The sequence below is a fragment of the Rhizobium sp. CC1099 genome (assembly GCF_029714385.1).
GTDB lineage: Bacteria > Pseudomonadota > Alphaproteobacteria > Rhizobiales > Rhizobiaceae > Rhizobium.
On the sequence record NZ_CP121641.1, the window covers coordinates 3,416,867 to 3,442,500 of the forward strand.

Genomic DNA, 25,634 nt, shown 5'->3' on the forward strand with positions numbered 1-25,634 from the left:
TGGCGTCTGCAGCCCCTCATCAATCATTGTCGCCGTCGCTACGGCGCGCTAGCGCAGAACGGATGCACTTCAGCAGATCCTGCTCGCCAAACGGCTTTGCCAGATAGCCGACAATGTCCGGACCCAACCCACGCGCGTGCACATTCTCGTTCGGATAGGCAGTGATCAGAACGGTCGGAATGCTCTCGCCCAACGCAACGAGGCTGCGGTGCAGATCAAGCCCACTCATTCCGGGCATATGGATGTCCGTTACCAGGCAGGCCGTGCGGTTTAGATGGGGGAATTTCAAGAAATCATCGGCGGATGAAAAAGCCTCGGCATCAAATCCCAGCGACCTCATGAGTCCCTTGGTGGCCTCGCGCATCGACTGGTCATCATCGACGATCGCAATTAGAGGCTTCTTCGTTGGCACTGCTGCCTCCAAATTCGCGATAGGCGTTATTGCAGAAATCTAGGTGTGGTCGCGGCTGTAAGATACATCAGCCTGCAGGGGCGACAAAGGCATAGGGAGCTATACGATGGTATAGATTGTTTACGACTTGTCGTCGCGAAGAGCCGATCTCGCCAGGATGAGTTTTTGGTCCAGCTGGCTGCCGGCTTGGCGTGCGGGCGATGGCAGGAGGTGCAACGCCTTAGCCGGCAGCCCGATCCCATCATAACTGGCCTTGTGGCTGAGGGAATTAGGGCGCATTCTGATGTGCGAGAAAGCTTCGGTTCGGCACCGGCTGAGGAGAGAGGGGAGTGTTCTCATTGCGGCATCGCCACTCTGTCGGTTGGGCTCGCCCCGATGCCGCAGCAGCGGGTGCAGACACCGCGTGTCCGCAAGAGCCGGCTCCCCCTGAGGTGCGCTGACATGAGGGAGGTGCCAGCAACCGCCATCGTCATCGATGATGATCCGGCGATCCGCGAGGCGCTTGGCAGCCTGCTGCGATCCGTCGGTTTTGACGTGAAACTCCTCGCCTCTGTGGACGACTTCCTCAAGTCTGGACGACCCAACGGGCCGACCTGCCTCGTGCTGGATGTGCGGCTGCCGGGACAAAGCGGTCTTGAATTTCAACGAGAGTTATCGCGGAGAAATATTCAGCTGCCGATCGTCTTCATCACCGGGCATGGCGACATTCCCATGTCCGTCCAGGCGATGAAAGGGGGCGCGATTGAGTTCCTGACGAAACCGTTCCGCGAGCAGGATCTACTCGACGCCGTTCACGTCGGCCTGGCGCGCGACCGCGCTTGGATTGAGAATGAAAAAGCGTTGGCGAAGTTGCGTGCGAGTTTTGATAGCCTGACCCCGCGGGAGCGCGAGGTGATGGCTATGGTGGTGATTGGTCGGCTAAATAAACAGATCGCCGCCGATCTGGGCGTGAGCGAAATTACCGTAAAGGTTCATCGCAGCCAGGTCATGCAGAAGATGCGTGCCAAGTCCTTGCCCGAACTCGCCCTCATGGCGGACAAGCTGAAGCTCGAGCCAGGAAAGCCGCAAGGCTCTTAGGTCCGCCCGGCCAATCCTCCCGACAAAAGAGTCCTTGGAGGGCACCGCTTGACCTTAATGTATCGTCACGGAATGCTGCGAAAGGCAAAGCTCCTCAAAGTCCTCTACAAGGCGGACAAGCCCGAGCGAGTAGCACAAAAGACCGAACCGCGTCCCAGTCGCGTACAGGGTAAATGCAGATGTCCGGGATTGCAAAGCTTGCCCCCCGAGAGGCGCGATTGTTTCGCGCGGCATGACGGAAAACCTCATCAAATGCGCTTCAGGGTCCAAATTCGGCACTAATGGATAGTCTCGCGGCATCTGGATCGGATAACCTGATGCTATCGTCCAGCCTTCTGACATGCGCTGCAGATCGATTTCGATGCGGTTGAGGTCTTGTGTCATGGTGACAATCCTTAAAAGGAGCGCGGAGGAACGAACAGGCAAATGGTGCGACCCGTGGGCTCGCCGGCCACCGTGCATTGGTGAAACTGCCCGTCCGGACTGTTCTTGATGCGAGTATCCAGTGGCGTTATGAGCTCCCCAGTGAGCTTGATGACATATCCGCGGGGGCCTTCGAGGACCCCTTGATCGTGGATCTCGCGGCAATCCATCCCGCTGCAGCACGAAAACGGATATGTCCATCCGTGCGGCTGTGCCGCCGTTGGCGTCGCATCATGCGCCACTGCCGGAGCAGCGATCACGACTGCAAAGAAAATAGCCGCTGCCTTGCTCATGATCCGCACCTCGATGGTGAATTGAACCAGCTTCGGTTTCGAAGCTTCCCATTCGAAAGATTGAGCCGCTGTGAAATAGCATTTCCGTCTTTTCGGGCGGCTCCGCCTCCCCGATGTGCCGCCCGTCCATTCATGGCGCTTTGGGAAACGGCCCCGGGGGAGAATGTACACTGACGATAGCAGCACGTTGTCGGACCTGCCTATTGATCAGGAGGAAGGATCAGATACCAACGAGGAAGGGATGACTTATACGAGGGTTTAGGTGCGCTTTTACGCGGGACTAGATAGTACCCCCCAAGAACCGACGTCGATGGAAGTCCTCGACCCGATGACCAAGTCAGTGCATCATTGCTAGCGCAGCCGTGAAGAAATCCTCGCCTCCGAAGTTTCCGGATTTCAGAGCCAGAAGCATGTCACCCTGCTTATTGCCGACCGTTCGCAGCACCGGTACACCAGGCGCGATTTCCAGGCCGATCAGAAATGCTGGAATGGCGAGCCTGTCGACCGCTGCGCCGGAGGTTTCGCCGCCGGCGATCACCAGGCGCCGCACGCCTCTTGTCACAAGTTCCTCGGCAATGATCGACGTCGCGGTTTCGATCGCGTGGCCCGAGGCGTCCCGTCCGTATTGCGATTGCAGCCGGGAAACGGTTTCCGGCGACGCGCTCGCTGCGACGACGACGGGGCCGGCGGAAATGCGCTCTCCGGCCCAGGAAATCGCGGCGGACATCTCCTCGGGGCCGGCAAGCAGTTTTTCCGGATCGAGCCGCAGAACGGGCAACGACCGTTCGGCGACGTCTAGCTGCCGGAGCGTTGCGCTGGAGCAGCTGCCGGCAACGATCGCGGCAAGCCCGCCCACGGGGCGCATGGCGTCAGCAGTTGCTGCGGTCGTGGAGGATACCCGGCCTGAGCGCGTAAGGGCGCGGGCGAGACCAAGACCGAGGCCCGATGCGCCGGTAGACACCGGTGTCTGGAGCGCCACCTCGCCGAGCGTTTCAAGATCGTGTTCGAAGATAGCATCCGCGATCGCGGCGGTCGCGCCCGCGGCGCGCAGAGCCTCAAGCCGCGCCTTTACCGCACCGGCTCCGGCCGAGACCGTTGCCAGATCGACGATATCGACCGCACCGCGCGACTGCCGGGCCATGACGCGCACCAAATTGGCATCATGCATTGGATTGAGGGGGTGATCCTTTAGCGGGCTTTCGTTCAGCGGTCGCCCGCCGACAAAGAGGTGACCGAGATAGACGGTGCGTCCAGTTTCCGGAAAGGCGGGCGTAACCAGCACCGTGCCGCCGCCGGCAGCATTGTTCAGCGCCTCCGTCACCGGACCGATATTGCCGGCATCGGTCGAATCGAAGGTCGAGCAAACCTTGTAAAGCACATGGGCCGCCCCGCGCTTGCACAGCCATCGTTCGGCCTCCGTCGCCGCAGCCACGGCGTCAGCGGCCGCGACGGAGCGAATTTTCATGGAAACGACGACTGCGTCGACATCCGGCAGCACCAGCGACGGGTCGGGAATGCCGACGGTCTGCACGGTGCGAAGACCGTTCTTCGTTAGCGTGTTGGCAAGGTCTGACGCGCCGGTGTAATCGTCGGCGATCGATCCGAGCAGGATGGTCATCCGCTAGCTCCTTGCAAAAGGTCTGAACCAGTCGAGGCCGTCCAGCGTCTGGCCCCGGGGGATATATTCGCAGCCTACAAAGCCGCCGTAACCAAGCCGGTCAATTTCCTCGAACAAATAGGGATAGTTTAGCTCCTCCCCGTCCGGCTCATTGCGCGACGGCACGCTAGCAACCTGGATATGGCCGGTCATCGGCAGCAGCCGGCGCAACCCCATGACCACGTCGCCATGCAGGATCTGGCGGTGATAGACGTCGAACTGAAGCTTTAGATTGGGCAGGCCGAGGTCGGTGATGAACCGCTCAGCGGCACCGAAATCATTGAGGAAATATCCCGGCATGTTTCGTCCGTTGATGGGCTCAATCAACAGATCGATACCGTTCTCTCCGAGCCGCGCCGCAGTGTAGGCCACGGAATGCCGATAGCAGGTTGCGGCCTCTGTATCAGAGGGCTCGACAAGCCCTGCCATCAGATGCAGCCGCTTTGCGCCGGTCGCCGCCGCATAGTCCAGTGCCTGTTCCACGTCAGACTTCAATTCGTTGAACCGCCCAGGAAGAGCTGCGATACCACGCTCGCCCGCTATCCAATCACCCGGCGGCAGATTGAACAGTGCCTGCCGCAGGTTGTTGCGGGTTAGCCGTTCGGCGATCGCTTCCGGCGGGGCTTCATAGGGAAAAAGATATTCGACGGCGGCAAATCCGGCATCCGCTGCAGCATTGAAGCGATCGAGGAACGACCATTCGTTAAACATCATCGTCAGGTTGGCCGCGAAAATGGGCATACCTACCTCCTTTATCGCGACTCTTTGACTGTGCCAGGCAATTTCGCACCTGAGAGCTGGGCATAGAGCCGGGCGAGCGAGGAATCGTCGTCACGGCCCATACCGGCGCCTGAAGCGGCAAGGTACATCTGCAAGGCGGCCGCCACCAACGGTACCGGATAACGCTCCGAACGCGCCATGTCTTGAACGATGCCGAGATCCTTGACGAAAATCTCGATGGCGCTGAGCGGCGTATAATCTCCCGCCAGCACATGCGGGATCCGGTTTTCGAACATCCACGAATTGCCGGCCGACGCCGTGATCACCTCGTAGACCTTATCGAGATCGAGGCCTTGCTTGGCAGCGAAGGCGATCGCTTCGCACGCAGCTGCGATGTGCACGCCGGCAAGGAGTTGGTTGATCATCTTGAAGGCTGCCCCTGTGCCAGCCGCATCGCCAAGTTCATAGACCTTGGCGGCCATGGCATCGAGGGCCGGGCGAGCCGCTTCGAAGGCAAGCCTGGAGCCGGACGCCATGATCGTCAGCTCGCCGCTCGACGCTTTTGCCGCGCCGCCGGAAATTGGCGCGTCGAGGTAGTGTAGGCCGATGGCTTCCACCTGGTGTGCCAGGTCTCGCGCGACGGCAGGATCCATTGTCGCCGAAGAAATGAATACGGCTCCTGGTTTCATTAGGCTTGCGACACCTTCCGCACCAAACAATAGGGCCGCGGTCTGCGCGCCGTTTACGACGACTGAAACGATGATGTCAGCGCCCCGAACCGCGTCGGCGGGCGTGGCCGCGCCACGCCCGCCATCCGCGACGAAGCGATCGATGGCGGCAGGAGCGATGTCATAGCCGACGACGTCGAGGCCCGCGCGCTTCATCGACCGGGCCATGCCGGCCCCCATGGAGCCGAGGCCGATCACGGCAGCGACCGTCTGTCCCAGATTTTCAGCATGCGATGCCATGACGATATTCTCCAGGTTTTTGAAAATCTAGCGGGGCCCGCCCCCCTTCGAGCCGTAGATCTCCGGAGGGCGGCAGCTTGGAAGGTTTAGCGATTGACGGTTTTTCCGGGAACCGCCAGCACGGCCAGCGAGCCGACGACGAGCGCTGCAGCCAGGAAATACATGCCCGTGCTGTTGCTGCCGGTGAGGTCCTTCAGATAACCCACCAGAAACGGCCCGAGAAATCCGGCGAGGTTTCCGACCGAATTGATCCAGGCAATGCCGGCGGCCGCACCCGTACCGACGAGAAACGCCGTCGGAAGGGACCAGAAGAGGGGTGCGCAACTGATGGCGCCTGCGGTGGCGAGCGAGAGGCAGGCAATGGCGACTGTCGTGCTTGCAGCCGTCGTTGCTGCGACAAAACCGCCGGCCGCAATGAGGGCGGGAATGACGAGGTGCCACCGCCGTTCCCGCAACCTGTCGGAGGAGCGTCCGAGCGCCAGCATGACAACGAAAGCGCAGATGTAGGGGATTGCGGAAATCAGGCCGATATTCAAATTTCCGGTTACGCCCGAGGCCTTCACAATGGACGGCATCCAGAAGTTCAGTCCGTACTGCCCGAGCACGAAGCAGAAGTAGATAAGGCACATCAACCAGACGCGGCGGTCCGTCAGTGTTCCGGCAATGCTGTGGGGGCTCGAGACCTTGGCTCGGTTCTCCGCTTCGATATTGGCCGTCAGCACCGCCTTTTCATCTTCGTCCAGCCATTTGGCGGCACGGATCGTATCATCGAGGTAGAAGTACGTGGCGACGCCGAAAAGGATGGCCGGAATGGCTTCGATGAGGAACATCCATTGCCAGCCGGAAAGACCGTGCGTTCCGTGGAAGCTGTCCATCAGCAGGCCCGAAAGCGGATTACCGAAGATGGCGGATATCGGGATCGCGGACATGAACGTGGTAATGATCTTGGCGCGGCGGTGCGCCGGATACCAGGACGTCAGGTACAAGATTATGCCGGGAAAAAATCCCGCCTCGGCAACGCCCAGAAGGAAACGCAGGATATAGAAGACGGTTTCCGACGAGGTGAACATGAAAGCGGCGGAAACGAGGCCCCAGGTGACCATGATACGGGCCATCCACACCCGCGCGCCAACCTTGTTCATGATGACGTTGCTGGGCACTTCAAACAGAAAATACCCGATGAAGAAAATGCCTGCGCCGATGCCATAGGCCGCTTCCGACAGGCCGAGTTCACTCGCCATCTGGAGCTTCGCGAAGCCGACATTGACGCGGTCGAGATACGCGACCACGTAGCACAGCATCAAAAAAGGGACGATTCGCCAGAATACCTTGCCATATGCACGATCCTCCACCGCCTGTGCGGGATACACGCCATCGACTGGCGCCTGCGTTTGCAGCGTCATGATTTCCTCCAAGGGTTTACCGCAAATCTCCTTCCGCGGTACGCCGGCCGGGATGTTGGCAGCGCTGCCATTTTATTTAGACCATTTTGGCAGCGCTGCCAATAGGGAAATTGGCAGCGCTGCCAAAAAGGAACTTGCTTCTTGGTGAAAGCGGTGAAAAATGGTGGCACGGTGGATTCTACTCGCCCGCCACTGAGGTAGCCGCCAGGGTTGGATTCAAGCATGACCGTGGAATTCAAACATCAGGCTACAGTGACGCTTGCCGAGGTCGCAGAAGCGGCCGGGGTCGGCGAGAGCACTGTATCACGCGTGCTGCGCAACCACGGTTCCTTTTCCGACAAGACGCGGGACCGGGTCATGGCAGCGGTCGAGCGGCTGGGTTATGTACCGAACCGGATCGCGGGAACTCTCGCCTCCACCGGTTCGCGTCTTGTTGCCTTCGTCGTCCCATCGCTTTCAAACATCGTCTTCCCCGACGTCCTGAGAGGCGCCAGCACCATTCTGGAGGAAAACCGATACCAGGCGGTTTTCTCCGTCAGCGACTATGATCGGGAGAAGGAGGAAGCCCTGACCGCCGCGATGCTCGCCTGGCGGCCGGCGGCAGTCATGGTGGCGGGATACGAGCACACTGACGGCACCGTAAAGAGATTGCGCGCGAGCGGTTGCCGGATCGTGGAACTGCTCGATCTGGACGGTGATGCTCTCGACATGGCGGTCGGTTTTTCCAACCGTGCTGCCGGACGGGAAAGTGCTGCTTTCCTGCTAAAGCGGGGCTATCGCCACATCGGCTATGTCGGTCACGACCTGAACCGCGATACCCGCGCCGGCAAGCGGTTTTCCGGCTTCTGCGAAGCGCTCGCCGCTAGCGATGCGACCCTCGCCGATCGCGAAATTCTCGCGGGGGGATCATCCGTGGAGAACGGCAGACTGGGGCTGGAACGCTTGCTCGCCCGGACCGCAGATCTCGATGCGGTGTATTTTTCGAACGACGACATGGCGCTTGGTGGTTATTTTCATTGTCTCGCAAGGGGAATATCGATCCCCTCGCAGCTTGCCATTTTCGGCTATAACGGTCTCGATATCGGCCGGGCAACGCCGCAACCGCTCTCGACCATCCGCACCCCGCGCGTTGAGACCGGAAAGGTGGCCGCACAGCTTGTCGTCAATAATGCGCCATCCCAGGTCGTCGATCTCGGATTTGAGCTGATCGAAGGGGCAACCGCCTGACTTGACGTCTGGCGGGCAAAATATACGTCGGTGCTTCTGGCCTATGACTAGACACGGTAGCAGACATAGAACTTCACAACCTGATCTAATTCCTGGAATCGCTTAGTCACGGATAAACCGCTGACCTGCGATCGCTAGACGGGGTGTATGGGTGTATGCATCGCTGACCGGGGATTTATGCTTTTTATGCTAGCTTTTGCTTGAGGGAATTCCGAACGCAAAAAGGGCTCCGAGTTTCCTCGAAGCCCATTGAATTTGTCGTAAGCTTTGGTTGCGGGGGCTCACAACCAACGATTCCTGCGATTGGCCGAGCGCCGCATACCGAAGCTGGCACTTTAGACATGGTGTAGGTCGAGAAATGGAGTTCCGCGCCGGGCTTCTTTCCGGCAATTCCACGTACCAGGATTGCGGGCCGCCGTCTGAGCGATCGACCAGCGATAGCCGCGCGCCTTTTAGTGCTCACCCTCGCGAATGGGCTCCTTTCTTCACGGCACAAGCTGTAAGCCAAGTCCGCCTTCGGCCATGGCGAAGCGGCCGGACGCAAGGATAACTCCTGTTGAAATGCAGTCTTGTGAACAGGAGCAATGAGAACTTCAGTTTCGTTTCACGAGCGCCCAGAAGCCGGATTTTCGACCATGGGACTTTTGCAGACCGGCACTATAATAAGCATGGGAAGATATCCCGCTGACGGTAGTGGCCTCGGCGTCTGAACTGGCGGCAAGCGCATCCAGTTTCTTTAGATAACGCGCCGCATGTGGATAGGCCTTCGAGCGAGCGCGAGAGAGAATATCGTTGAGAAGCGCGCGATAGAGGACGACGGCGGCCAGAGGGTGATCGTGCTGCAGGGCGTCGGCCACCGGCGGTAGCATGTAATACTGTCCTCCATCCCATTCATTTCGGCGTTCGATCACCAGTTTCGCGGCGAGGTCGAGCCTCGGCCACTCCACCAGAAACGCCAGCGCCCGATAGATATGTTTCGACGCGAGAACAAGGGCGAAAGCCCGGTCGAGCGCCGAGAACTCCTCGAAGTCCGGCAGGGCGGCGATATATTCCCGCAACGTACCGGCATTCAGCGATGTCTCGAACGCCGACCATCGCAGCGTTTGGGCCGCATCCTTTTCGTCAATCGCTTCCAGTATCCTCGCCTCAAGGCTCACCCGCTCCGATGAGGTCGCCTCTTGCGGCATCATGCCGTCTGCCAGGTCGGACGCCGACACATATTTCAGTCCACCGGTTTTCTCACGTCGAACCCACCCGAACGCTTCTTGCGCCCTGCCCGCCTCCAGCAGGCGTTCCGCCATGCCGATCGTATCCTGCAAGTTCGGATGCTTCTTTTCCTCAAGCGCGATCAACCCGTCCAGATCGCCAAGCACGTGAGCAATGAGTTGCCTTATATCCCGGTATTGCGAGGCGTTCGAGAAGACATAGCAGTCTTTCGATTTCGCATCCTTCGCTTCCTGCTCCTGTTGAAGGACTGCCAGATCGGCATCCCACTTGCGCAAGACCTCCTTCGGCAGATGGTCTACCACCTCATGCGCCACATCGACCAGATAGCCGTGGCTGCTGTCACCCAGCGCCTCCACGATTCTCTCCGGCAGCAGACCGATCTCTTCTTCCAGCTTCGGTGTCAATTGGCCGAGCTCCGCGATCGCCTGATGATAGACGTCCTGCACATGGCCGTAGGAATCGTCGATCCGCTCAAACACCCGTTCGTGCGTGGCGATGAACCGTAACAGTCGGTCGATGGCCATGGCGGGTGACGCTTCACCCAGTTCGCCCGAGATGGTTACAACCGTCGCCGCCAGGTCGTCGCGAAAAGTTCGCGCCTTGTCCCAGTCGATGAAGCCCCGCGCCCTTTCCAGCCCACCGAGCCTGCGATCCACGAGTTTCGCAATCGCCTCCGGACCCTTCCGGGCGGCAAGCGCGGCCGACACCAGTTTGCGGAACGAGGCGTCGCGTTCAGCCTCATCCAGCACCAGCCGTGCAAGCTTTTCGGCTCCAAGCTCTGTTAGCGTATCGATGGAAATTGCAGATTTACGCGCCATGGGAGATGGGTTCCGGCAAATCGGACATCAATGTCAGTCGTCTTCTGCCAGATGGTACGCTGTCGGAGCAAGCGAGAATGGAAACCGGATCATTTTCGGCATGGCTTTCTCGGCACGTTGACGCTGTATATCCGCAAGCGAACCGCTCGCGCATTTCGCAGGCTATTTCGCTATGCTATCGCCACCGATGTCGCGCAACACCCCTTCTGTTGCACGCCTGGCTACTCCGAACACCGCCGATATTCCCAACTTCGCATGTGCCGGCTTCATGCCGAGAAGCAGGGCTGGCGCGTTATCGAGGAATATACCGATCACGCGATCTCCGGCGCCTCCCTTCTCCGTCCTGGTATCCAGGCGCTGATCGCAGACTCCACACGCAGCCGCTTCGACCTGATCCTCGCCGAGGCAATGGACCGGCTGTCGAGCGACCAGGAGGATATTGCCGGGCCTGTTCAAACGCGCAGACTCATTCCGGTAGCTCATCGTATCAAATGGTGTCCTCCGGCAGCGGCGGCACATCCGGCGCTTTGTCCAGCAAGCTTGTCAGAGCACCACGCTTCATCGTGCCTGCACGCGCCTTGAGGAATTCGCTCGCCGTCTCCACGGCCCCGATCTTCTGCGCGACCGCCGAAACGATCCACTGATTGAGCGACACGCCGTCCTCCATGGCGAGACGTGCCGCCGTCTCCTTGAGCGACTGCGGCAGTTGCAGCGGATATTTGTAGCGTTGGGCCTGCGTCATGTGTTCAGTCTCCTGACGATCTCTCCCGGTGTTATCACGGTGACGCCCAGCCCGAGCGCCGGGCGGAAATCCTTGACATTATGCGTCACGATGGCCTCGGCCTGTCCGTTCAAGGCAGCCTCAAGCACCATTTCATCTGCGACATCGGCCAGCATCGGGCGCGTTCGAAACGAAATATCGACGCCCTCAGAAATGGCGGCAAGCGCGCTCATCACCGAAGCGACAAGGCTGTGGCCAGTCGCCTGCCGGGTTCCCAGTCGACTCAGCACAGCCTCATACTCCAGAAACAGCGCTGTCGAACAAAGTGGTGTCACCAGTCCTTGATCAGCGAAACGCAGAAGCAAGTTGCTCGCTCCATTGCGGCTGCGAAACGCCGCCACGATCACATTGGTATCCAGAACAAGTTGCATGACAGGCAATTTATAGACATCTCATAGGATGTCAATGTTTTGCATGATGGTTCCCGTTATACATCGTCATCCGCCGCGCTTCTGTCCGATTATCGTTGGCGGCAATGCGGACTGCAAAGTTCTCGCGCGCCATCTGCCTACCAATTTCAACCTGAATATCGATGACGTTGCAGTATATTACCTTATTGGGGCGGCCCCTATCGGTCGCTTGCGAACTCCTCCTTATGAAATCCCTGGCGCGGCCAAGCAGGCATTTGAAAAGTGTCGGAGCAGTGGTAGCGGCGGCAGCGGCAACACATACGGTCTACATTTGGAATGGATCTTTTGCCTCGGTCTTAGCTTCTCGCTGATCGTCGTGGGGTCTACCGTCATCAAGCCAATCGCGCTGGATCTTGCCGCGTCCAAAAACGAGGACCTGTTGCGTAGGAAAATTGAACTGCACCAAATTAGCTTCCTCATCTTGTCGTTAACAGTTCACCGCCCCGTTCTTATACGCGGCAGCCGTCGCTGTAGTCAGCGTGAGGTTCATCGAAGTCACTGAGCTTGTCGTTTCCTGTGGGGTCATTGCCATGTTCTGCGTGGCGACGCTCGCCACAACAAGCAAAGCCGGAGCTGAAGTGATGATTGAGCTCGACCGCATCCATGATCATAAGATCAACCGCCTCGACGAACTACTGCCCTGGGAACTGGGAACCTGTCGCCGTGACCGGCGCCGAAGCCGCCTGATGGCCACGATAACCCATGTCTTCACCATCAACCATGTCGCCGAAATGCTTGGCGAAGACCTGGAGCTCTTGGAGGCGATCGTCAACAATTCCGACAATCTAACCTATGGAAGTATCATCAGCGTCGTATACGGTGACGATGAGGCAATCACTGTCGGAGGGGTGGTGTGATCAGACTTCTCGCCGCGGTCGTAGCTTTTAGTTTTGGCACGGTCCTAACTGGGGAAGCAGCAAACTGCAGCGGAATGTGCCTGTCCAGCAAGTCGCGGCTTTCAGAAGGCGATCTCTTGGCTCCGGCTATAGATCGCGCGGCGAAAACGCCAGCCTCACGAAAACAACCTCAATTCCTCGATGAAACAAGGCGGCCCTGCCCGTAGGGATACGGAACTGATGGGTGGCTGCGGTTTCTGAAACCCAGAAACGCAACAAGCCCCACGGAGGGGGCTTGTTGGGATCGCAGGGATCATTGGTTGCGGGGGCCTGATGGCATGGAGACTTGTAATTCTCAGCCTCAAGTCGGCCCAGCATTGACAATTTCCGTTTACGCCAGAAGCGCCATTATGCACAGTAATCTCGCCGTCCGAAATGGGGCCGGAAGGAGACTGTCGGTTTCGGGCAAGTTTGGCAGACAACCGCCCTTCATCGACCACCTCTACGACATTATACGACATCTGGTGCGACAGTGCTCTTTGCCGACAACGGGTAGAAAACTTCAAAGACTGCGAGCTACTCAAGCCCCTCCAAGACACGCCAGGCGCGTTTGTACGTCGCCGCACCGCCGCCCATTGCAGTCGCCCATTGCTGGTCGGTCATGTTTGCAAGCGCGCCACGCAAAGATCGAATGTCATTCGGAATCCTGCGTTCCTTGAAGTGGGCTACCAGCGGCTCCGCCGCGCTACGTGGAACACCCAAGAGGCGGAGATCAATCGCTTCATCGGAGTTCACTCCGTAAAAAATGCGTGAGGGAAGATTCCGATAAGATTTTTCCGGCGACATCTTCTCAATCTCCTCGCCCGCGGTAAGGCTCTGCAAGGCAGAAACACCCCAAGATCCAGCAAGCGTCAGCTTCCCGTAAACCGCCCGACAGGTCGTTGACAATGCTTCTGTCATCGACTGACCATCGGCTATGAAGTAGTCTCGGGCGAGCTGGGGAAGGGACGCGCCTCCGACCCAGTCTTTTACGACATCTGCCAGGAATGTTCCGTCGGGACCCTTGCCACCCGTGGCGTCCTTCAGCTCCTCGCGAATCTCCGGGATCTTGAAAAGGATGCCGAATGCGTCCGCGAGCACGCCGTTACCAGATGCGAAGAGAGTATCCGGGCTCCACGAACTTCCTGAAATTCCGGACTTCCCAGTCTCCGCCAGTGCGCGACTCACGCTTTCCCAAGAGAAGCCGGTGCTATCCACGAGCGACAGCGGCTTGCCTTGAATGACATTGGCATATTGGTTCACGGCCTCAACCAGCGCGTTTGCCGATGAGGCATCCTCCTGGCGCAGCTTTTGATAGCTCAAACTTCCTCGGAGGATCTGCTCCACCTGCGATGCGAAGCGCGCGTGGTTTCCGATTTGCTTGTACGAATGCGCAAGGTACTGGAGAAATGTCGACCATTCCTTCATATGGTAGAGGGTGTGCAACTCGATTGGACGCCCCGACTTCGTCATCTTTCGCACCATCTCGAACAGGACGGAATCGAGAACCGAAACATTACGTTTCACAAAGGTCTGCAGGATCTCAGACCTCTCGGCGTCGGTTGCGGCGAGCGCGATGATCCCAGTTCCGGCCTGATCAGCTCGACCCGCCCGCCCTGCCAGGTTCCAGAAATCTTCTGGCGGCATTGTCTTGCCATAAGGGTACTGATGCGTGGCCAGGACGACCCCGGTTACTGGGAAGTTGACGCCTTGAGCAATGGTCGTTGTTGCGACGAGCGTGTCGATGTGCTCGCGCTCCACCAGCCACTCCATGAGGAGTTTCGCTTCATCCGATAGTCCGGAGTGATGCACGCCAATTCTGCGTCCGAGCAGTGAGGCCAATGCGAAGTCTTCGCCAAACTCGCGTTTGACGAAGTCGGTGACGAACTCAATGTCCTCGAAGCCCCTGGCGCCGAGCAACTCCTCTCGCTTCGCGGCACGGGAACCCAGTTCGGGATCGTCGTGAAGCGTCTTCGCGATCGACCACGTATCGGCAACCTTGCCTGCGACGACGATAACAGGTCCTCGATGATTAAGTGAGACTGCGGTGGCAGCCGCAACATTGGACAGGTTTCCGCTGACGTTTGACCATTTGAGACCGAGGGGACGTCCGAGAGAAAGCTCGATCTCGTCCTCGATCTTGATCGTATCCTTATTTGTGTGGACGGTAGTGAGCTTCAGTCGGAAATCACCGGGCTTATCCGTCTTTTCCGGCATCGCGACCGCGATTGCCCGGTCGTTCGGGCGCCACTCGAACTCCACCGTGATGTCAGCGTTGCTGTCGGGAGCAAGCCACTTCGCTACCTCGCCAGCATTGTGGATAAAGGGCGTAAGCAATAGAAACTGCGACTGCCGGCATTCGCGATTGATTGTTGCGAGAAGAAGTTCAAGCCGGAGCCCTCGCTCATCTCCCGAAAGGTTGTGAGCCTCGTCCACAACTACGAGGGTAAGCGGCCGACCGATCTTCGCTTCCCACCCACCGCGTAGAAGCATGTCAAGCTTCTCCGGCGTCGTCACGATAACTCGGAACGCGTTGGCGTCTTCCGTCTCCGAGAGTAACTGGGCTTCAACCCCGTCAATCTCAAGTGCCGGGCTCAGACGTTCGACGACAATTCCGAGCGGCGCAAAGTCTCGCCGCAGACGAGCGCAGACCTGGTTCACAAGAGCGCGCGTGGGTGCAATGTAGGCGACCCATCCTCTGTCTGCGTCGAATTGGTTCAACGCCTGCAGCATTCGGAACTGGGCGATGAATGTCTTCCCGCTGGATGTTGGAAGGCTCACGACGACAGCACGGTGACCGGATCCAAGCAAACCGTTGTCGCGCAAAGTTATACGCTGCGGCGGTAACATCTCGAAGATGGGCTTTTCTTGTGCCCGCGACACACGGTTGCGGACGAACCTCGAGACCCTGCTATTTACTGCACGGGTCACGGTCCATATGCTGTTTCGGATCATCCGCTCCGACACGTCGCTTAGAAGCGAGACAAGTGAGTGCATGTCGATGAGTTCAGCGCGAAGACAAGCTGTGAGGCTTCGATCGAACTGGCTTTGGAGTTGCTCGCGAATGTCGAAGCTTCCATCCGGTGAAGGCACCTTTCTCGACGCGTCCTTGCCCCAGGCGTCTGCATGTTGGCCGACGACGCCCTGAGGGCGGACAGATAGCCTCGCTTAATTGTCCAAGCTTACCGTGTATCCAAAAAGTGCTCCCCATCGTAAAACATCGCGGTCACGAAAACGCCTGCGATTTTAGCACTTTGATTGATCAATCCGCTGGGGGCTGGTTACGCGTTCGAACTCAAGGCCGAAAAAGAGCGGGGTGCCGACGGCGGCACCCCATACCAACCACATGATACTTGAATCGGTTAGCTACGCCGCTCTTTCTTCCGCGGCGTTCGGTCTCCACTTGATGAGTCGGCCTTCCAGAACATCGAGAATTCGGTCGATGATGAGTACGAACATGGCCAGGATGATGATGCCGGCAAACACGCCGACCGCGTCGAAGTTACCTTCCGCTTGCGCGATCAGATAACCGAGCCCTGCAGAGGAGCCGAGATATTCGCCGATGATGGCGCCGACCACTGCGAAGCCGACAGACGTGCGAAGGGAGGACAGGATCCAGCTTGCCGCCGCCGGAAAATAGACGTGCCGCAACAGATCGGAACGTTTGGCTCCGAGGATTCTTGCGTTTGCGAGAACCACCGGATTGACTTCGCGGACGCCCTGCATGGCGTTGAAGAAGGTGATGAAGAAAACAAGCGTTACGGCAAGCGCCACCTTCGACCATAGGCCGAGTCCGAGCCAAAGCACGAAAATCGGTGCAAGCACGACGCGCGGAATGGCGTTCAGACCCTTGATGAAGGGGTCCAGGATCCGCGCCGCGCTGCGGCTGAGACCGAGCCAAACGCCTGCCGCGACGCCCAATCCGGTACCGATGATATAACCCAGCACAGTCTCCGTCAGTGTGATTGACACATGACGATAGAAGCCGGGGTCGACAATCCAGCTGACGATTTGGTTGAAGATATCTAGCGGGGCTGGAAAGAAGAAGACATCGATGAAGCCGGCGGTCACGCCGAGCTGCCAGCCGCCGAGGATAAAAACCAGCATACCGAGCTGGATAATGCGTTCAGTCACGACGTTCATAGCTTTTCTCCACTTCGCCGCGCAGGGAAGCCCAGATATTGCGATACAAATCCATAAAGCGTGGATCGAGTTTGATCTCAGCCACATCCCGTGGCCGCTCGAGATCCACCGGGAAACTTTCGATGACTCTCGAACGAGGGCCGGCGGCCAGAATGGCGACGCGGTCTCCCAGCGCGATTGCCTCTTCAAGGTCGTGCGTGATCATGACCACGGCGCGACGTTCTTCCTGCCAAAGGCGCAGCAACTCATTCTGCATGAGGTGCCGCGTGTGGATGTCGAGCGCGGAGAAGGGCTCGTCCATCAGGATCACTTTGGGACCGGCAATGAGGGCTTGCGCCATCTGGACACGTTTCCGCTGGCCGCCGGATAGTTGATGCGGATAGCGGTGTTCGAAGCCCTTCAGCCCGACCTTGGCAAGCCAGCTCATCGAACGCTCGCGGCGCTCAGTGGCTGCAACACCCCTGAACATCAGTCCGAGCTCGACATTCTCAATGGATGTCTTCCACGGGAGCAGCGCGTCCTGTTGGAAGAGATAGCCGATGTCGTTCTGGACGCCCTTTACCGGCGTGCCGTCGATCGTCACCGTTCCGCTCGCGGGTTTCAGAAGACCTGCGATCGCGTTCAAAATGGTGCTCTTGCCGCAACCGGTCGGGCCGACGATGGCGAGAAACTCGCCATCGGCAACCGCCAGGTTGACGTCCTGCACCGCGACATAGGAACCAAACGACATTGTCACGGCGTCGATCGATACCATCGACTTTGCGTTTTGCTGTCCCGTCGGGATAGGCATGGGGTTTACGACAGCCAAAGACATGGCCTCCTCCTAGGATCAGTTGGTGGTCTTATCCGTTACCTTGTCCACGAAAGCGTTCGTGTAGGTTTTGGAAAGATCGATTGTTGCGGCAGCAACCTTTTCGTTGAAGCTCTTGAGAACGGCCAACGGCGTCTGCGTGTCGGTCTCGCTGAATTTGCCGTCCACCGAGAAAATCGGTTTGGCATTCTGGACGGCCTTCACATAGGTGTCCCGGTCGCCGGAGATGAATTCTTTCGGCAGTTTTTCGACGATCTCTTCAGCGCTATGTGTGTTCATCCATGCCAGTGCCTTGACCGTCGCGTTCGTGACCTTCTGGATGGTTTCCGGGTTTTCATCGATATAGGCCTGCGTCGCATAGAGGACAGAGGTCGGATAAATTCCGCCATAGATCTCCTTGGCACCCTCGTCGCTGCGGGCGTCGATCAAAATCTTGCCGACACCCTTGGCCTCGATAAAGGTCGCCGCGGGATCGTAGTTGACCAGAAGATCGACTTTCCCTTGCTCGAGCGCCGCGACTGCGGCCGCGCCGGAACCGACGCCGATCAGCGAGATGTCGTCGGCCGAAAGATTGTTGCGCTGCAGGTAGTAGCGCACGAAGAAGTCGGAAGATGATCCCGGTGCGGTGATGCCGATCTTCGCGCCCTTGATCGTTTCCGGTTTGGTCGGATCGAAGGATGAGTTTTTCCCGCCGGCCAGAACCAGGCCAGAATTGCGCGCAAGCTGGACAAAGCCGACGACCGCCTTGTTCTGCGACTGCATCTGGATCGTATGGTCGTAGAAGCCGACAGCGATATCCGTGGAGCCGGCAACAAGCGCCTGCAGCGTCTTGGAGCCGCCAGATGCGAAGTTTTCGACGGTCACCTCAAGACCTTCCTTCTCGTAGAGACCTAGGCCAGCTGCGACCGGGAAGGGCAGGTTGTTGAGGTTGTAGGACCCGACGCTGATGCGGACGGGTTCCGCAAAAGCCGAACCGGCGAAGGCGACCGTTGCCGCAAGGGCGAGTATGAGTTTACGCATGTGTATTCCTCCCTGATGCGTGGCGCCCTCCCGGCAACCACTTTCGATTATGCCGCGCAAACCATTTGCACGATAGGTTTTGCAAAGACCCGGCCCTCGAAGAGGCGTCGGGCCGTCCGCAGGATTCCGGCAACTGTCTTGCCGTCGCGGGTATCCAGTTTTACTTCCAAACGACCGCTTGGATGTTCCAGAACGAGGACGACCGGCGGCTTGCGGTCGCCGATCAGTTGCGAGGCGACGGTTCCGTCGCTAATGCAGGCTGTGGCGATGCCGACCGCACCGGTCGTTGCGAGAGAAGGGTGGCACTGGTGCGGCATGAAATAGCGTACGCCGAGATCGCCGCCGTTGTTGGGCCTGGAGATCAGCACCGGCTTTGGCGTCACCTGGTTACTGACATCACCCATGCCCATGCGCCGGCCTGCCTCAAGCCGTAGCGTTTCGAGACGATACAGCATTGCCCCGTTGGCATTGAGCTCGGCAGCCGATTCATTGCCCGTCACACCGAGCGCGGCGGCCTCGAGCAGCATCATCGGCATCGCGCAATCGATGCAGGTGACGTCGATGCCGTCAATCCTGTCTCGCGGGTTGCCGGTGGGAAAAAGCTTGCCGGTGCGTGCCCCGGCAGCATCCATGAAGGTCAGCGCGATCGGCGCAGCATTGCCGGGCACGCCGTCGATCGAGGCATCTCCCATATAGGCGACGCGGCCATCAGGGGTCGGAACCTCCGCTTCGATGAGTTTACCGGTATTGACGTTGTGAATGCGCACGCGGGTTACGCCCGTCGCCGCCTTGACCAGGCCGGCCTCGATCGCGAACGGCCCGACGGCCGCCAGCATATTTCCACAGTTAGGTGAGGTATCCACGAACCGCTGATCGATGCGGACCTGGGCGAACAGATAATCCACATCGGCATCGGACACGGTTGCCGGGCCGACGATGGCAACCTTGCTGGTGACGGGGTTGCCGCCGCCGATACCGTCAATCTGCAGAGGATGACCAGACCCCATGACCGAAAGCAGGATCTGATCGCGTTGACGCGAATCCGATGGAAGATCGGATGCGAGAAAGAACGGTCCTTTGGAGGTGCCGCCTCGCATCAGAACACAGGGAATGGAAATCAGGTCGTTCATGGTTGTGTCCGCATACTGATGTGATTTAAATATCAATCAGCTTCTTTGTTGCAGTAAGCGGCAAAACGATTGATATGTGAAATGCGAATATCAGAGGGAATGATGCGCTATGAGCATTAATTGCGAGATATTGGATCTGCGCGCGTTTCTATCGGTCGTCGAATTGGAAAACTTCCATCGCTCTGCCGAAGCGCTCAATCTGTCACAGCCCGCACTCAGCCGTCGAATTCAGAAGCTGGAGCTGGCAATCGGGGCGCCTTTGCTCGAGCGCACCACGCGTCATGTCTCGACAACCGCCCTTGGCGCGGAGCTGATCCCGTTGGTGCGACGAATGCTTGAGGAGTTCGACACGTCGCTGTTTGCGGTGCGCGATGTCGGATCTCAGCGCAGCGGCCTTGTGACGATCGCATGTCTGCCAACGGCCGCTTTCTATTTTTTGCCGACCGTCATTAAGCAATTCAGCGCCGAGTATCCGAATATTCGTTTTCGCATTCTCGATCTGCCGGCCACCGACGGTCTGCAGGCCGTCGCCCGTGGGGAAGTCGAGTTCGGCATCAATATCATGGGCTTTTCAGATCCCGACCTCATCTTCGACAGGCTCATCGAAGATCCATTCGTGCTGGCGGCACGCAAGGATCATCCGCTGACGGCGAAGAGCGAGCTCGAATGGGATGACCTGGCGCCCTATCAACTGATCACAGTTCACCGGTCGAGCGGCAACCGTACGCTTCTTGACGCAGCATTGGCGAAATCGAACCTGAAACTGCGCTGGTCCTATGAAGTCACGCATCTCTCGACATCGCTTGGTTTGGTGGAAGCGGGGCTTGGAATTTCGGTTCTGCCGAAACTCGCTACACCACAGGAAGAGCACCCGTTCCTCGTCACGAGACCTATTGGCAATCCTCAAATCTCGCGAACGATCGGCATTGTGCGCCGTCGCGGTGGGACGCTTTCGCCGGCAGCCGAACGTTTCATGACCATGTTGATTGGAACGTGGGCCGAAAGAAACTGAGCCCGCACTTTTTAGCTCACACTCTGCTTCCGCGGCTCGCGACTGATGGTCGGTGAATCGACCATACGATGCCGGCCAGCGGGTGGGCGTCTGTGACGGCGGCGAATGACAGATTGGACATTGCCAGATCGCCGCCTGTATAGAGCGGCAATCTGGATGAGATCAGCGCGACAATCTGGATGAGACTCTGGTGTCGCGGTTGTCGGGGAGCGTATCATCTTGATTGCCGCTCTATACGCATCTGTTGAACAATGAAGGCGTTACCGGTCCACGTGGCAAAAAATGGCGCGACACGGCCATTCGCGGCCATGTCAGCCGTGGCACCGGCATCCTCAACAACGAGAGCTACATCGGCCGCATGGTCTGGAACAAGCGCAACTATCGCAAGAACCCGGACACCGAGCGCAGAACTGCCCGCGTCAACGATGCAAACGAGTGGGTGCTGAGTGATGTACCGTCCATGCGCATTGTCCCTGACGAACTGTGGCAGCGCGTGAAGAGCCGGCAAAAGGAGATCGGTGATCTGTTTGATTTCGGGCAGAGTAACCGGCTGAATGCGACGCAGCGCCCGGAATATCTGTTGAGCCGCATGCTGGAATGCGCGGAATGCGGAGGCCCTTACGCAATCTCCGGCAAGGACCGCTATAGCTGCACCAACCATCGCAAGCGGCTGCCGATCGACGAGCTTGACGGCGAATGCTGCAGCAACACCAAAACCATCAAGCGCCAGGACCTGGAGGAACGGGTGCTGAACTGCATCCCCGTCGCCTTCTACTCTCTCGATATCTTCGACCGGGATTTCGGAGATGATGATCGCGCATGAAGTCGGCATGTTGAAGCGTGCGCCTTCCCGCAAAGATGCGTTGAACGCCGAGCTTGCGACGATCAAGGCAACCCAGAAGAGCCTGATGCAGAAAATCCACGACCGCCATGCTGAAGGCCGGCCACGCCTTGCCATCCTGGACGACCAGCTCGACGAACTGGAGGTAACGCGGGAGAAGCTGGTGCTGGAACTCGCCAGCGCCGAAGCGCCGGCGGAGGATTTTCAGGAGAAGATCACGAAGCTGAAGACGCAGTTCAATCCGGCCAACGTCGAGATTGCTATCCGCAAGCTGCTCTTCCTCGCCCGCAACAATGCCGACGAACACGCCAAGCAACGGCTGATGCCGATCGAGCGTGATCTCATCCAGACCGTCGCGATCGGCAAGACGCCGGGCCACCAGCCGGCATCCTTGCAGGTCCACGGCTCGATCGCCAACATCATGGCGTCGATGGAGGTCTTGGATCTGATGGAGCAGCAGTTCATCGCAGCCGCGCAGAACGATCTGATGGCGAAGATGCGAAGATTGCTTCTGGCGAGATTGACACGGAGCAGAATCGGCATAGGGGGCGATCGTATGTGATCGCACCCCTGCCACACCACCCGGCATGCGGGTCCGCACCGGGCGGTTCGAGGGATTGAGGTCAAGCGAGTCTGGGCATTCCGAGCTGGTCGGCCCATTTGATCGTGAGGATGGAGTTGAGGAGCTTGGCGCTGTTGCGCCACCAGCGACGGGAGTTTCCCGCCACCTGCAGCGCCACATCGGCTTTTGCTCCCCTCGCCATCAGTTCCCGGAAGATCGTCCTGCTTATCTTCCATTGCTTGAGCTGGATGGCTCTCAGGCGGTGACGCATCCACTTGTCCAGCTTTCGCCAGACCCCAGGTGTTTGCGCCAGCCTGAAGTAGGCTTTCCATCCGCGCACGAAGACGCCCAGCTGTTCGACCACGGCCTGCAAGGACCGTCCCGTCACGCGGGACGTCAGCTCGCGGATGCGATCCTTGAACGCCTTGATTGCCCTGTCGGCGACACCTCGTTTGACCACACCCCCCGGCGCCACCCAGAAGGTGTAGCCGAGGAACTTGCGGCCGAAGACGCTGGCAACGGCGCTTTTGGTCTCGTTCACCGTCAGGTGAAGTCGGCCATAGAGGCGCCGCAGCAGAGCCATCACCCGTTCACCCGCCCGCTGCGACCGCACATAGACATTGCAGTCGTCGGCATAGCGGCAGAACGCATGGCCCCGCCGTTCAAGTTCCTTGTCCACCTCATCCAGCAGCAGGTTGGCCAGAAGCGGCGACAGCGGCCCGCCTTGCGGCGTGCCCCTGATCCGCTTGACGGTCGCATCCCCATCGACAATGTCGGCGTTCAGGTACGCCCGGACCAGGCGGATAATGCCGGGATCGGGGATTTTCCTGCGCAGACGGTCGATCAGGATGTCGTGGTCAACCCGGTCGAAGAACTTCTCCAGGTCCACGTCCACCACGACCCGCCGCCCGGACTGCACGAACGATTGCGCCGCCAGGACGGCATCGTGCGCACTCTTTCCCGGGCGGAAGCCGTAGCTGTGCTGGCTGAAGGTCGGATCAAGGATTGGCTGGAGGACTTGCAGGAGCGCCTGTTGGATCAGGCGGTCCAGCACCGTGGGGATGCCAAGCTCGCGCTCGCCGCCCCCCGGCTTCGGGATCATCACGCGACGCACCGGCTGCGGCCGATACGTCCCTTCCTGTAGGCTGTCGCGGATGGCCGGCCAGCACTTGCGCAGCATCGCGGCCGTCTGGTCGATGTCCAGTCCGTCCGCGCCCGCCGCGCCTTTGTTGGCCCGCACCTGCTTCCAGGCCTGCAGAAGGTTCTCTCGCCTCAGGGCCGCGTCCAGCAGCCCCGCGCCTGTGTCGTTCCTGTGCCGCGGCGGGGGCTCGGCTTCGTCGAGATCGGAGCTCCGGCAGGCTTCACCCGCCTCCTTCTCCAATCGCCCGGACACTCCCGGCATCTGACGCAGGGCCTTGCTCATCCTCGGAGGAACTTCACTCTCTCTCGTTCGGCCCTTCGTTTGCACCAAGGCGCTCCCTACTACGGCCTCTGCTGACTTCTCGCTCCGGCTCGACACCGTCGCCCTTTCAGGCGCAAAGCGAGATCTCCCCAGGTAAGAACGCACTCCTTCACTGCACGACCGCCGGATTTACGCTGCCTCCCCTCGGTCACAAGGGCTTCGCGGTTTGTTGCCCGCTCGCCCTGGTCGGCACCGCCTCATATCCGGTTCTTGTCCATCGGCCCGCAGTTTCGATCCACGCTTCCTCCCCACGGTCGGTCACCCTTCCGCAGTTGCGCTTCTCTTCGCTCGCTATGACCAGCTTACGGTGGGACTTGCACCCACAAGAATGTGCCCATGCTGGGCGCACAACAAAAAAAAAGCTCCTCGACGCTTACGCGGAGGAGCTTCGGTGCAAATACCCCGAATGGGAGAATTTGCAAGTTTCAGTGGTTGCGGGGGCAGGATTTGAACCTGCGGCCTTCAGGTTATGAGCCTGACGAGCTACCGGGCTGCTCCACCCCGCGTTATTGTTTTGAAGCGGAACGGACCGCTGTTGTTGCGGCCGGTTTATATCGGCTTATGGCCGTTGTTTTGTTTTGAGAAGATTGTGATTTTGTTGTTGCGTTTTGCAGACCTGGCGGCGACCGACTCTCCCGCGTCTTGAGACGAAGTACCATGGGCGCTGGGGCGTTTCACGGCCGTGTTCGGAAAGGGAACGGGTGCAGCCACCCCGCCATAACCACCAGGTCAGCGAAGCGCAACGATTTGAGAAGCTGGTGAAGTTTTCACTTCGTTTTGTTGAACACGTCATTGGCGGGGAAGCGCTTGTATGCTGCTTCTTATCGCCTGGCTCATTTTGATGAGCATTGTCAATGAGAACGATCAAGCCGATCGAGCTATTAGTACCGGTAAGCTTCATGCATTGCTGCACTTCCACACCCGGCCTATCAACGTGGTCGTCTTCCACGGCTCTGATAGGGAACACTCGTTTTCAGGTGGGTTTCCCGCTTAGATGCCTTCAGCGGTTATCCCTTCCATATGTAGCTACCCTGCTATGCCCTTGGCAGGACAACAGGTCCACCAGAGATATGTCCATCCCGGTCCTCTCGTACTAGGGACAGATCCTGTCAATATTCCTACACCCACGGCAGATAGGGACCGAACTGTCTCACGACGTTCTGAACCCAGCTCACGTACCGCTTTAATTGGCGAACAGCCAAACCCTTGGGACCTGCTCCAGCCCCAGGATGCGATGAGCCGACATCGAGGTGCCAAACAACCCCGTCGATATGGACTCTTGGGGGTCATCAGCCTGTTATCCCCGGCGTACCTTTTATCCGTTGAGCGATGGCCCTTCCACGCGGGACCACCGGATCACTATGACCGACTTTCGTCTCTGCTCGACTTGTCAGTCTCGCAGTCAGGCGGGCTTATGCCATTGCACTCGACGACCGATTTCCGACCGGTCTGAGCCCACCATCGCGCGCCTCCGTTACTCTTTCGGAGGCGACCGCCCCAGTCAAACTACCCACCATACACTGTCCCGGATCCGGATAACGGACCGCGGTTAGACATCCATGACGATAAGGGTGGTATTTCAAGGATGGCTCCACGGAAACTGGCGTCCCCGCTTCAAAGCCTACCACCTATCCTACACATGCCGACACGAATGCCAGTGTAAAGCTATAGTAAAGGTGCACGGGGTCTTTCCGTCTGACCGCAGGAACCCCGCATCTTCACGGGGAATTCAATTTCACTGAGTCTATGTTGGAGACAGCGGGGAAGTCGTTACGCCATTCGTGCAGGTCGGAACTTACCCGACAAGGAATTTCGCTACCTTAGGACCGTTATAGTTACGGCCGCCGTTTACTGGGGCTTCAGTTCAAAGCTTGCACCTCTCCCTTTAACCTTCCAGCACCGGGCAGGCGTCAGACCCTATACGTCGTATTGCTACTTCGCAGAGCCCTGTGTTTTTGATAAACAGTCGCTACCCCCTGGTCTGTGCCACCCCATCCTGGTTGCCCAAAATGGGGTCACGCTTCTTCCGAAGTTACGCGTGCAATTTGCCGAGTTCCTTCAACATAGTTCTCTCAAGCGCCTTGGTATACTCTACCTGACCACCTGTGTCGGTTTCGGGTACGGTCTATACGGTGGAGCTGTTTCCTGGAACCGCGTCCCTGCAAGATCAATCCAATAAGACCTTACAAGTTGAGCAATCCGTCACTACCACCAGGCCCACGAATATTAACGTGGTTCCCATCGACTACGCGTGTCCGCCTCGTCTTAGGGGCCGGCTAACCCTGCTCAGATTAACTTTAAGCAGGAACCCTTGGTCTTTCGGCGAGAGGGTCTCTCACCCTCTTTATCGTTACTCATGTCA

The 25,634-nt window shown here is 58.7% G+C and carries 23 protein-coding genes, 1 tRNA gene and 2 rRNA genes (1 of these 26 cut by a window edge); 8 read left to right on the forward strand and 18 right to left on the reverse strand.

The window, feature by feature from the left end; genetic code table 11:
- Positions 1-19 precede the first annotated feature (19 nt).
- Positions 20-412: a response regulator gene (locus QA644_RS17075; RefSeq protein WP_283069680.1), complete on the reverse strand. Its 393-nt coding sequence runs from the start codon at positions 410-412 to the stop codon at positions 20-22.
- A gap of 441 nt (positions 413-853) precedes the next feature.
- On the opposite strand from QA644_RS17075, the gene QA644_RS17080 reads away from it, so the two are divergent.
- Complete coding sequence (locus QA644_RS17080) at positions 854-1,489, forward strand: response regulator transcription factor (RefSeq protein ID WP_074070446.1); 636 nt, start codon at positions 854-856, stop codon at positions 1,487-1,489.
- A gap of 54 nt (positions 1,490-1,543) precedes the next feature.
- On the opposite strand, the gene QA644_RS17085 is transcribed toward QA644_RS17080, so the two are convergent.
- From QA644_RS17085 to QA644_RS17105, 5 genes are all read right to left on the reverse strand, one after another.
- The gene (locus QA644_RS17085) at positions 1,544-1,873 is read right to left on the reverse strand and encodes a hypothetical protein (protein ID WP_283069681.1); all 330 of its coding nucleotides are present in this window, start codon (positions 1,871-1,873) and stop codon (positions 1,544-1,546) included.
- A gap of 669 nt (positions 1,874-2,542) precedes the next feature.
- Positions 2,543-3,823: a 3-oxo-tetronate kinase gene (otnK, locus tag QA644_RS17090; protein WP_283069684.1), complete on the reverse strand. Its 1,281-nt coding sequence runs from the start codon at positions 3,821-3,823 to the stop codon at positions 2,543-2,545.
- 3 nt (positions 3,824-3,826) lie between these two features.
- Positions 3,827-4,603, reverse strand: coding sequence for a 2-oxo-tetronate isomerase (otnI, locus tag QA644_RS17095; RefSeq protein ID WP_283069686.1), 777 nt, complete (start codon positions 4,601-4,603; stop codon positions 3,827-3,829).
- A gap of 11 nt (positions 4,604-4,614) precedes the next feature.
- Positions 4,615-5,550 carry an L-threonate dehydrogenase gene (ltnD, locus tag QA644_RS17100; protein ID WP_074069792.1) on the reverse strand — a complete coding sequence of 312 codons (936 nt, stop codon included), beginning with the start codon at positions 5,548-5,550 and terminating at the stop codon, positions 4,615-4,617.
- A gap of 86 nt (positions 5,551-5,636) precedes the next feature.
- Positions 5,637-6,953, reverse strand: a complete 1,317-nt coding sequence (locus QA644_RS17105) for an MFS transporter (protein ID WP_283069687.1) — start codon at positions 6,951-6,953, stop codon at positions 5,637-5,639.
- A gap of 228 nt (positions 6,954-7,181) precedes the next feature.
- Here QA644_RS17105 and QA644_RS17110 point away from each other — a divergent pair, with 228 nt between their 5' ends.
- Positions 7,182-8,180: a LacI family DNA-binding transcriptional regulator gene (locus QA644_RS17110; protein WP_283072409.1), complete on the forward strand. Its 999-nt coding sequence runs from the start codon at positions 7,182-7,184 to the stop codon at positions 8,178-8,180.
- Between the two features lie 593 nt (positions 8,181-8,773).
- Here the strand turns inward: QA644_RS17110 and QA644_RS17115 are convergent.
- Positions 8,774-10,225 (reverse strand): DUF6880 family protein, encoded by a 1,452-nt coding sequence (locus tag QA644_RS17115; protein ID WP_283069689.1) that lies wholly within the window; start codon positions 10,223-10,225, stop codon positions 8,774-8,776.
- A gap of 255 nt (positions 10,226-10,480) precedes the next feature.
- Here QA644_RS17115 and QA644_RS35180 point away from each other — a divergent pair, with 255 nt between their 5' ends.
- Positions 10,481-10,807: a recombinase family protein gene (locus QA644_RS35180; RefSeq protein WP_349254104.1), complete on the forward strand. Its 327-nt coding sequence runs from the start codon at positions 10,481-10,483 to the stop codon at positions 10,805-10,807.
- On the opposite strand, the gene QA644_RS17125 is transcribed toward QA644_RS35180, so the two are convergent.
- The gene (locus tag QA644_RS17125; RefSeq protein ID WP_194728289.1) at positions 10,713-10,967 is read right to left on the reverse strand and encodes a toxin-antitoxin system HicB family antitoxin; all 255 of its coding nucleotides are present in this window, start codon (positions 10,965-10,967) and stop codon (positions 10,713-10,715) included. The genes QA644_RS35180 and QA644_RS17125 overlap by 95 nt on opposite strands.
- Positions 10,964-11,353, reverse strand: coding sequence for a PIN domain-containing protein (locus QA644_RS17130; protein WP_283069690.1), 390 nt, complete (start codon positions 11,351-11,353; stop codon positions 10,964-10,966). Before QA644_RS17130 ends, QA644_RS17125 begins: the two co-directional genes overlap by 4 nt.
- A 67-nt stretch (positions 11,354-11,420) precedes the next feature.
- Here QA644_RS17130 and QA644_RS17135 point away from each other — a divergent pair, with 67 nt between their 5' ends.
- Together QA644_RS17135 and QA644_RS17140 are read left to right on the forward strand one after the other, a co-directional pair.
- Positions 11,421-11,918, forward strand: coding sequence for a hypothetical protein (locus QA644_RS17135; protein WP_283069692.1), 498 nt, complete (start codon positions 11,421-11,423; stop codon positions 11,916-11,918).
- A gap of 79 nt (positions 11,919-11,997) precedes the next feature.
- Entirely contained in the window at positions 11,998-12,273 is a 276-nt protein-coding gene (locus QA644_RS17140; RefSeq protein ID WP_283072458.1) for a hypothetical protein, read from the forward strand.
- 555 nt (positions 12,274-12,828) lie between these two features.
- Here QA644_RS17140 and QA644_RS17145 read toward each other — a convergent pair.
- From QA644_RS17145 to QA644_RS17165, 5 genes are all read right to left on the reverse strand, one after another.
- Positions 12,829-15,384, reverse strand: coding sequence for a DEAD/DEAH box helicase (locus QA644_RS17145; protein ID WP_283069693.1), 2,556 nt, complete (start codon positions 15,382-15,384; stop codon positions 12,829-12,831).
- A gap of 273 nt (positions 15,385-15,657) precedes the next feature.
- The gene (locus QA644_RS17150) at positions 15,658-16,434 is read right to left on the reverse strand and encodes an ABC transporter permease (protein WP_220372578.1); all 777 of its coding nucleotides are present in this window, start codon (positions 16,432-16,434) and stop codon (positions 15,658-15,660) included.
- Positions 16,418-17,188, reverse strand: a complete 771-nt coding sequence (locus QA644_RS17155) for an ABC transporter ATP-binding protein (protein WP_165435002.1) — start codon at positions 17,186-17,188, stop codon at positions 16,418-16,420. The genes QA644_RS17150 and QA644_RS17155 overlap by 17 nt, the downstream gene beginning before the upstream one ends.
- 75 nt (positions 17,189-17,263) lie before the next feature.
- Positions 17,264-18,265 carry an ABC transporter substrate-binding protein gene (locus QA644_RS17160; RefSeq protein WP_220372576.1) on the reverse strand — a complete coding sequence of 334 codons (1,002 nt, stop codon included), beginning with the start codon at positions 18,263-18,265 and terminating at the stop codon, positions 17,264-17,266.
- Between the two features lie 47 nt (positions 18,266-18,312).
- Complete coding sequence (locus QA644_RS17165; RefSeq protein ID WP_283069696.1) at positions 18,313-19,395, reverse strand: 4-oxalomesaconate tautomerase; 1,083 nt, start codon at positions 19,393-19,395, stop codon at positions 18,313-18,315.
- Positions 19,396-19,504: 109 nt separating this feature from the next.
- On the opposite strand from QA644_RS17165, the gene QA644_RS17170 reads away from it, so the two are divergent.
- From QA644_RS17170 to QA644_RS17180, 3 genes are all read left to right on the forward strand, one after another.
- On the forward strand, positions 19,505-20,407 hold the full coding sequence (locus QA644_RS17170; RefSeq protein ID WP_239596751.1) for a LysR substrate-binding domain-containing protein: 903 nt from the start codon (positions 19,505-19,507) through the stop codon (positions 20,405-20,407).
- A gap of 223 nt (positions 20,408-20,630) precedes the next feature.
- Positions 20,631-21,230, forward strand: coding sequence for a recombinase family protein (locus QA644_RS17175; protein WP_283069699.1), 600 nt, complete (start codon positions 20,631-20,633; stop codon positions 21,228-21,230).
- Positions 21,214-21,810 (forward strand): hypothetical protein, encoded by a 597-nt coding sequence (locus QA644_RS17180; RefSeq protein WP_283069700.1) that lies wholly within the window; start codon positions 21,214-21,216, stop codon positions 21,808-21,810. Before QA644_RS17175 ends, QA644_RS17180 begins: the two co-directional genes overlap by 17 nt.
- A 61-nt stretch (positions 21,811-21,871) precedes the next feature.
- On the opposite strand, the gene ltrA is transcribed toward QA644_RS17180, so the two are convergent.
- From ltrA to QA644_RS17200, 4 genes are all read right to left on the reverse strand, one after another.
- The gene (ltrA, locus tag QA644_RS17185) at positions 21,872-23,233 is read right to left on the reverse strand and encodes a group II intron reverse transcriptase/maturase (protein ID WP_283069701.1); all 1,362 of its coding nucleotides are present in this window, start codon (positions 23,231-23,233) and stop codon (positions 21,872-21,874) included.
- 468 nt (positions 23,234-23,701) lie between these two features.
- A tRNA-Met gene (locus QA644_RS17190) sits at positions 23,702-23,778 on the reverse strand.
- Positions 23,779-23,886: 108 nt separating this feature from the next.
- Positions 23,887-24,001 (reverse strand): 5S ribosomal RNA (gene rrf / locus QA644_RS17195).
- A 131-nt stretch (positions 24,002-24,132) separates the two neighbouring features.
- Positions 24,133-25,634, reverse strand: a 23S ribosomal RNA gene (locus QA644_RS17200); it runs 1,441 nt beyond the window's last position.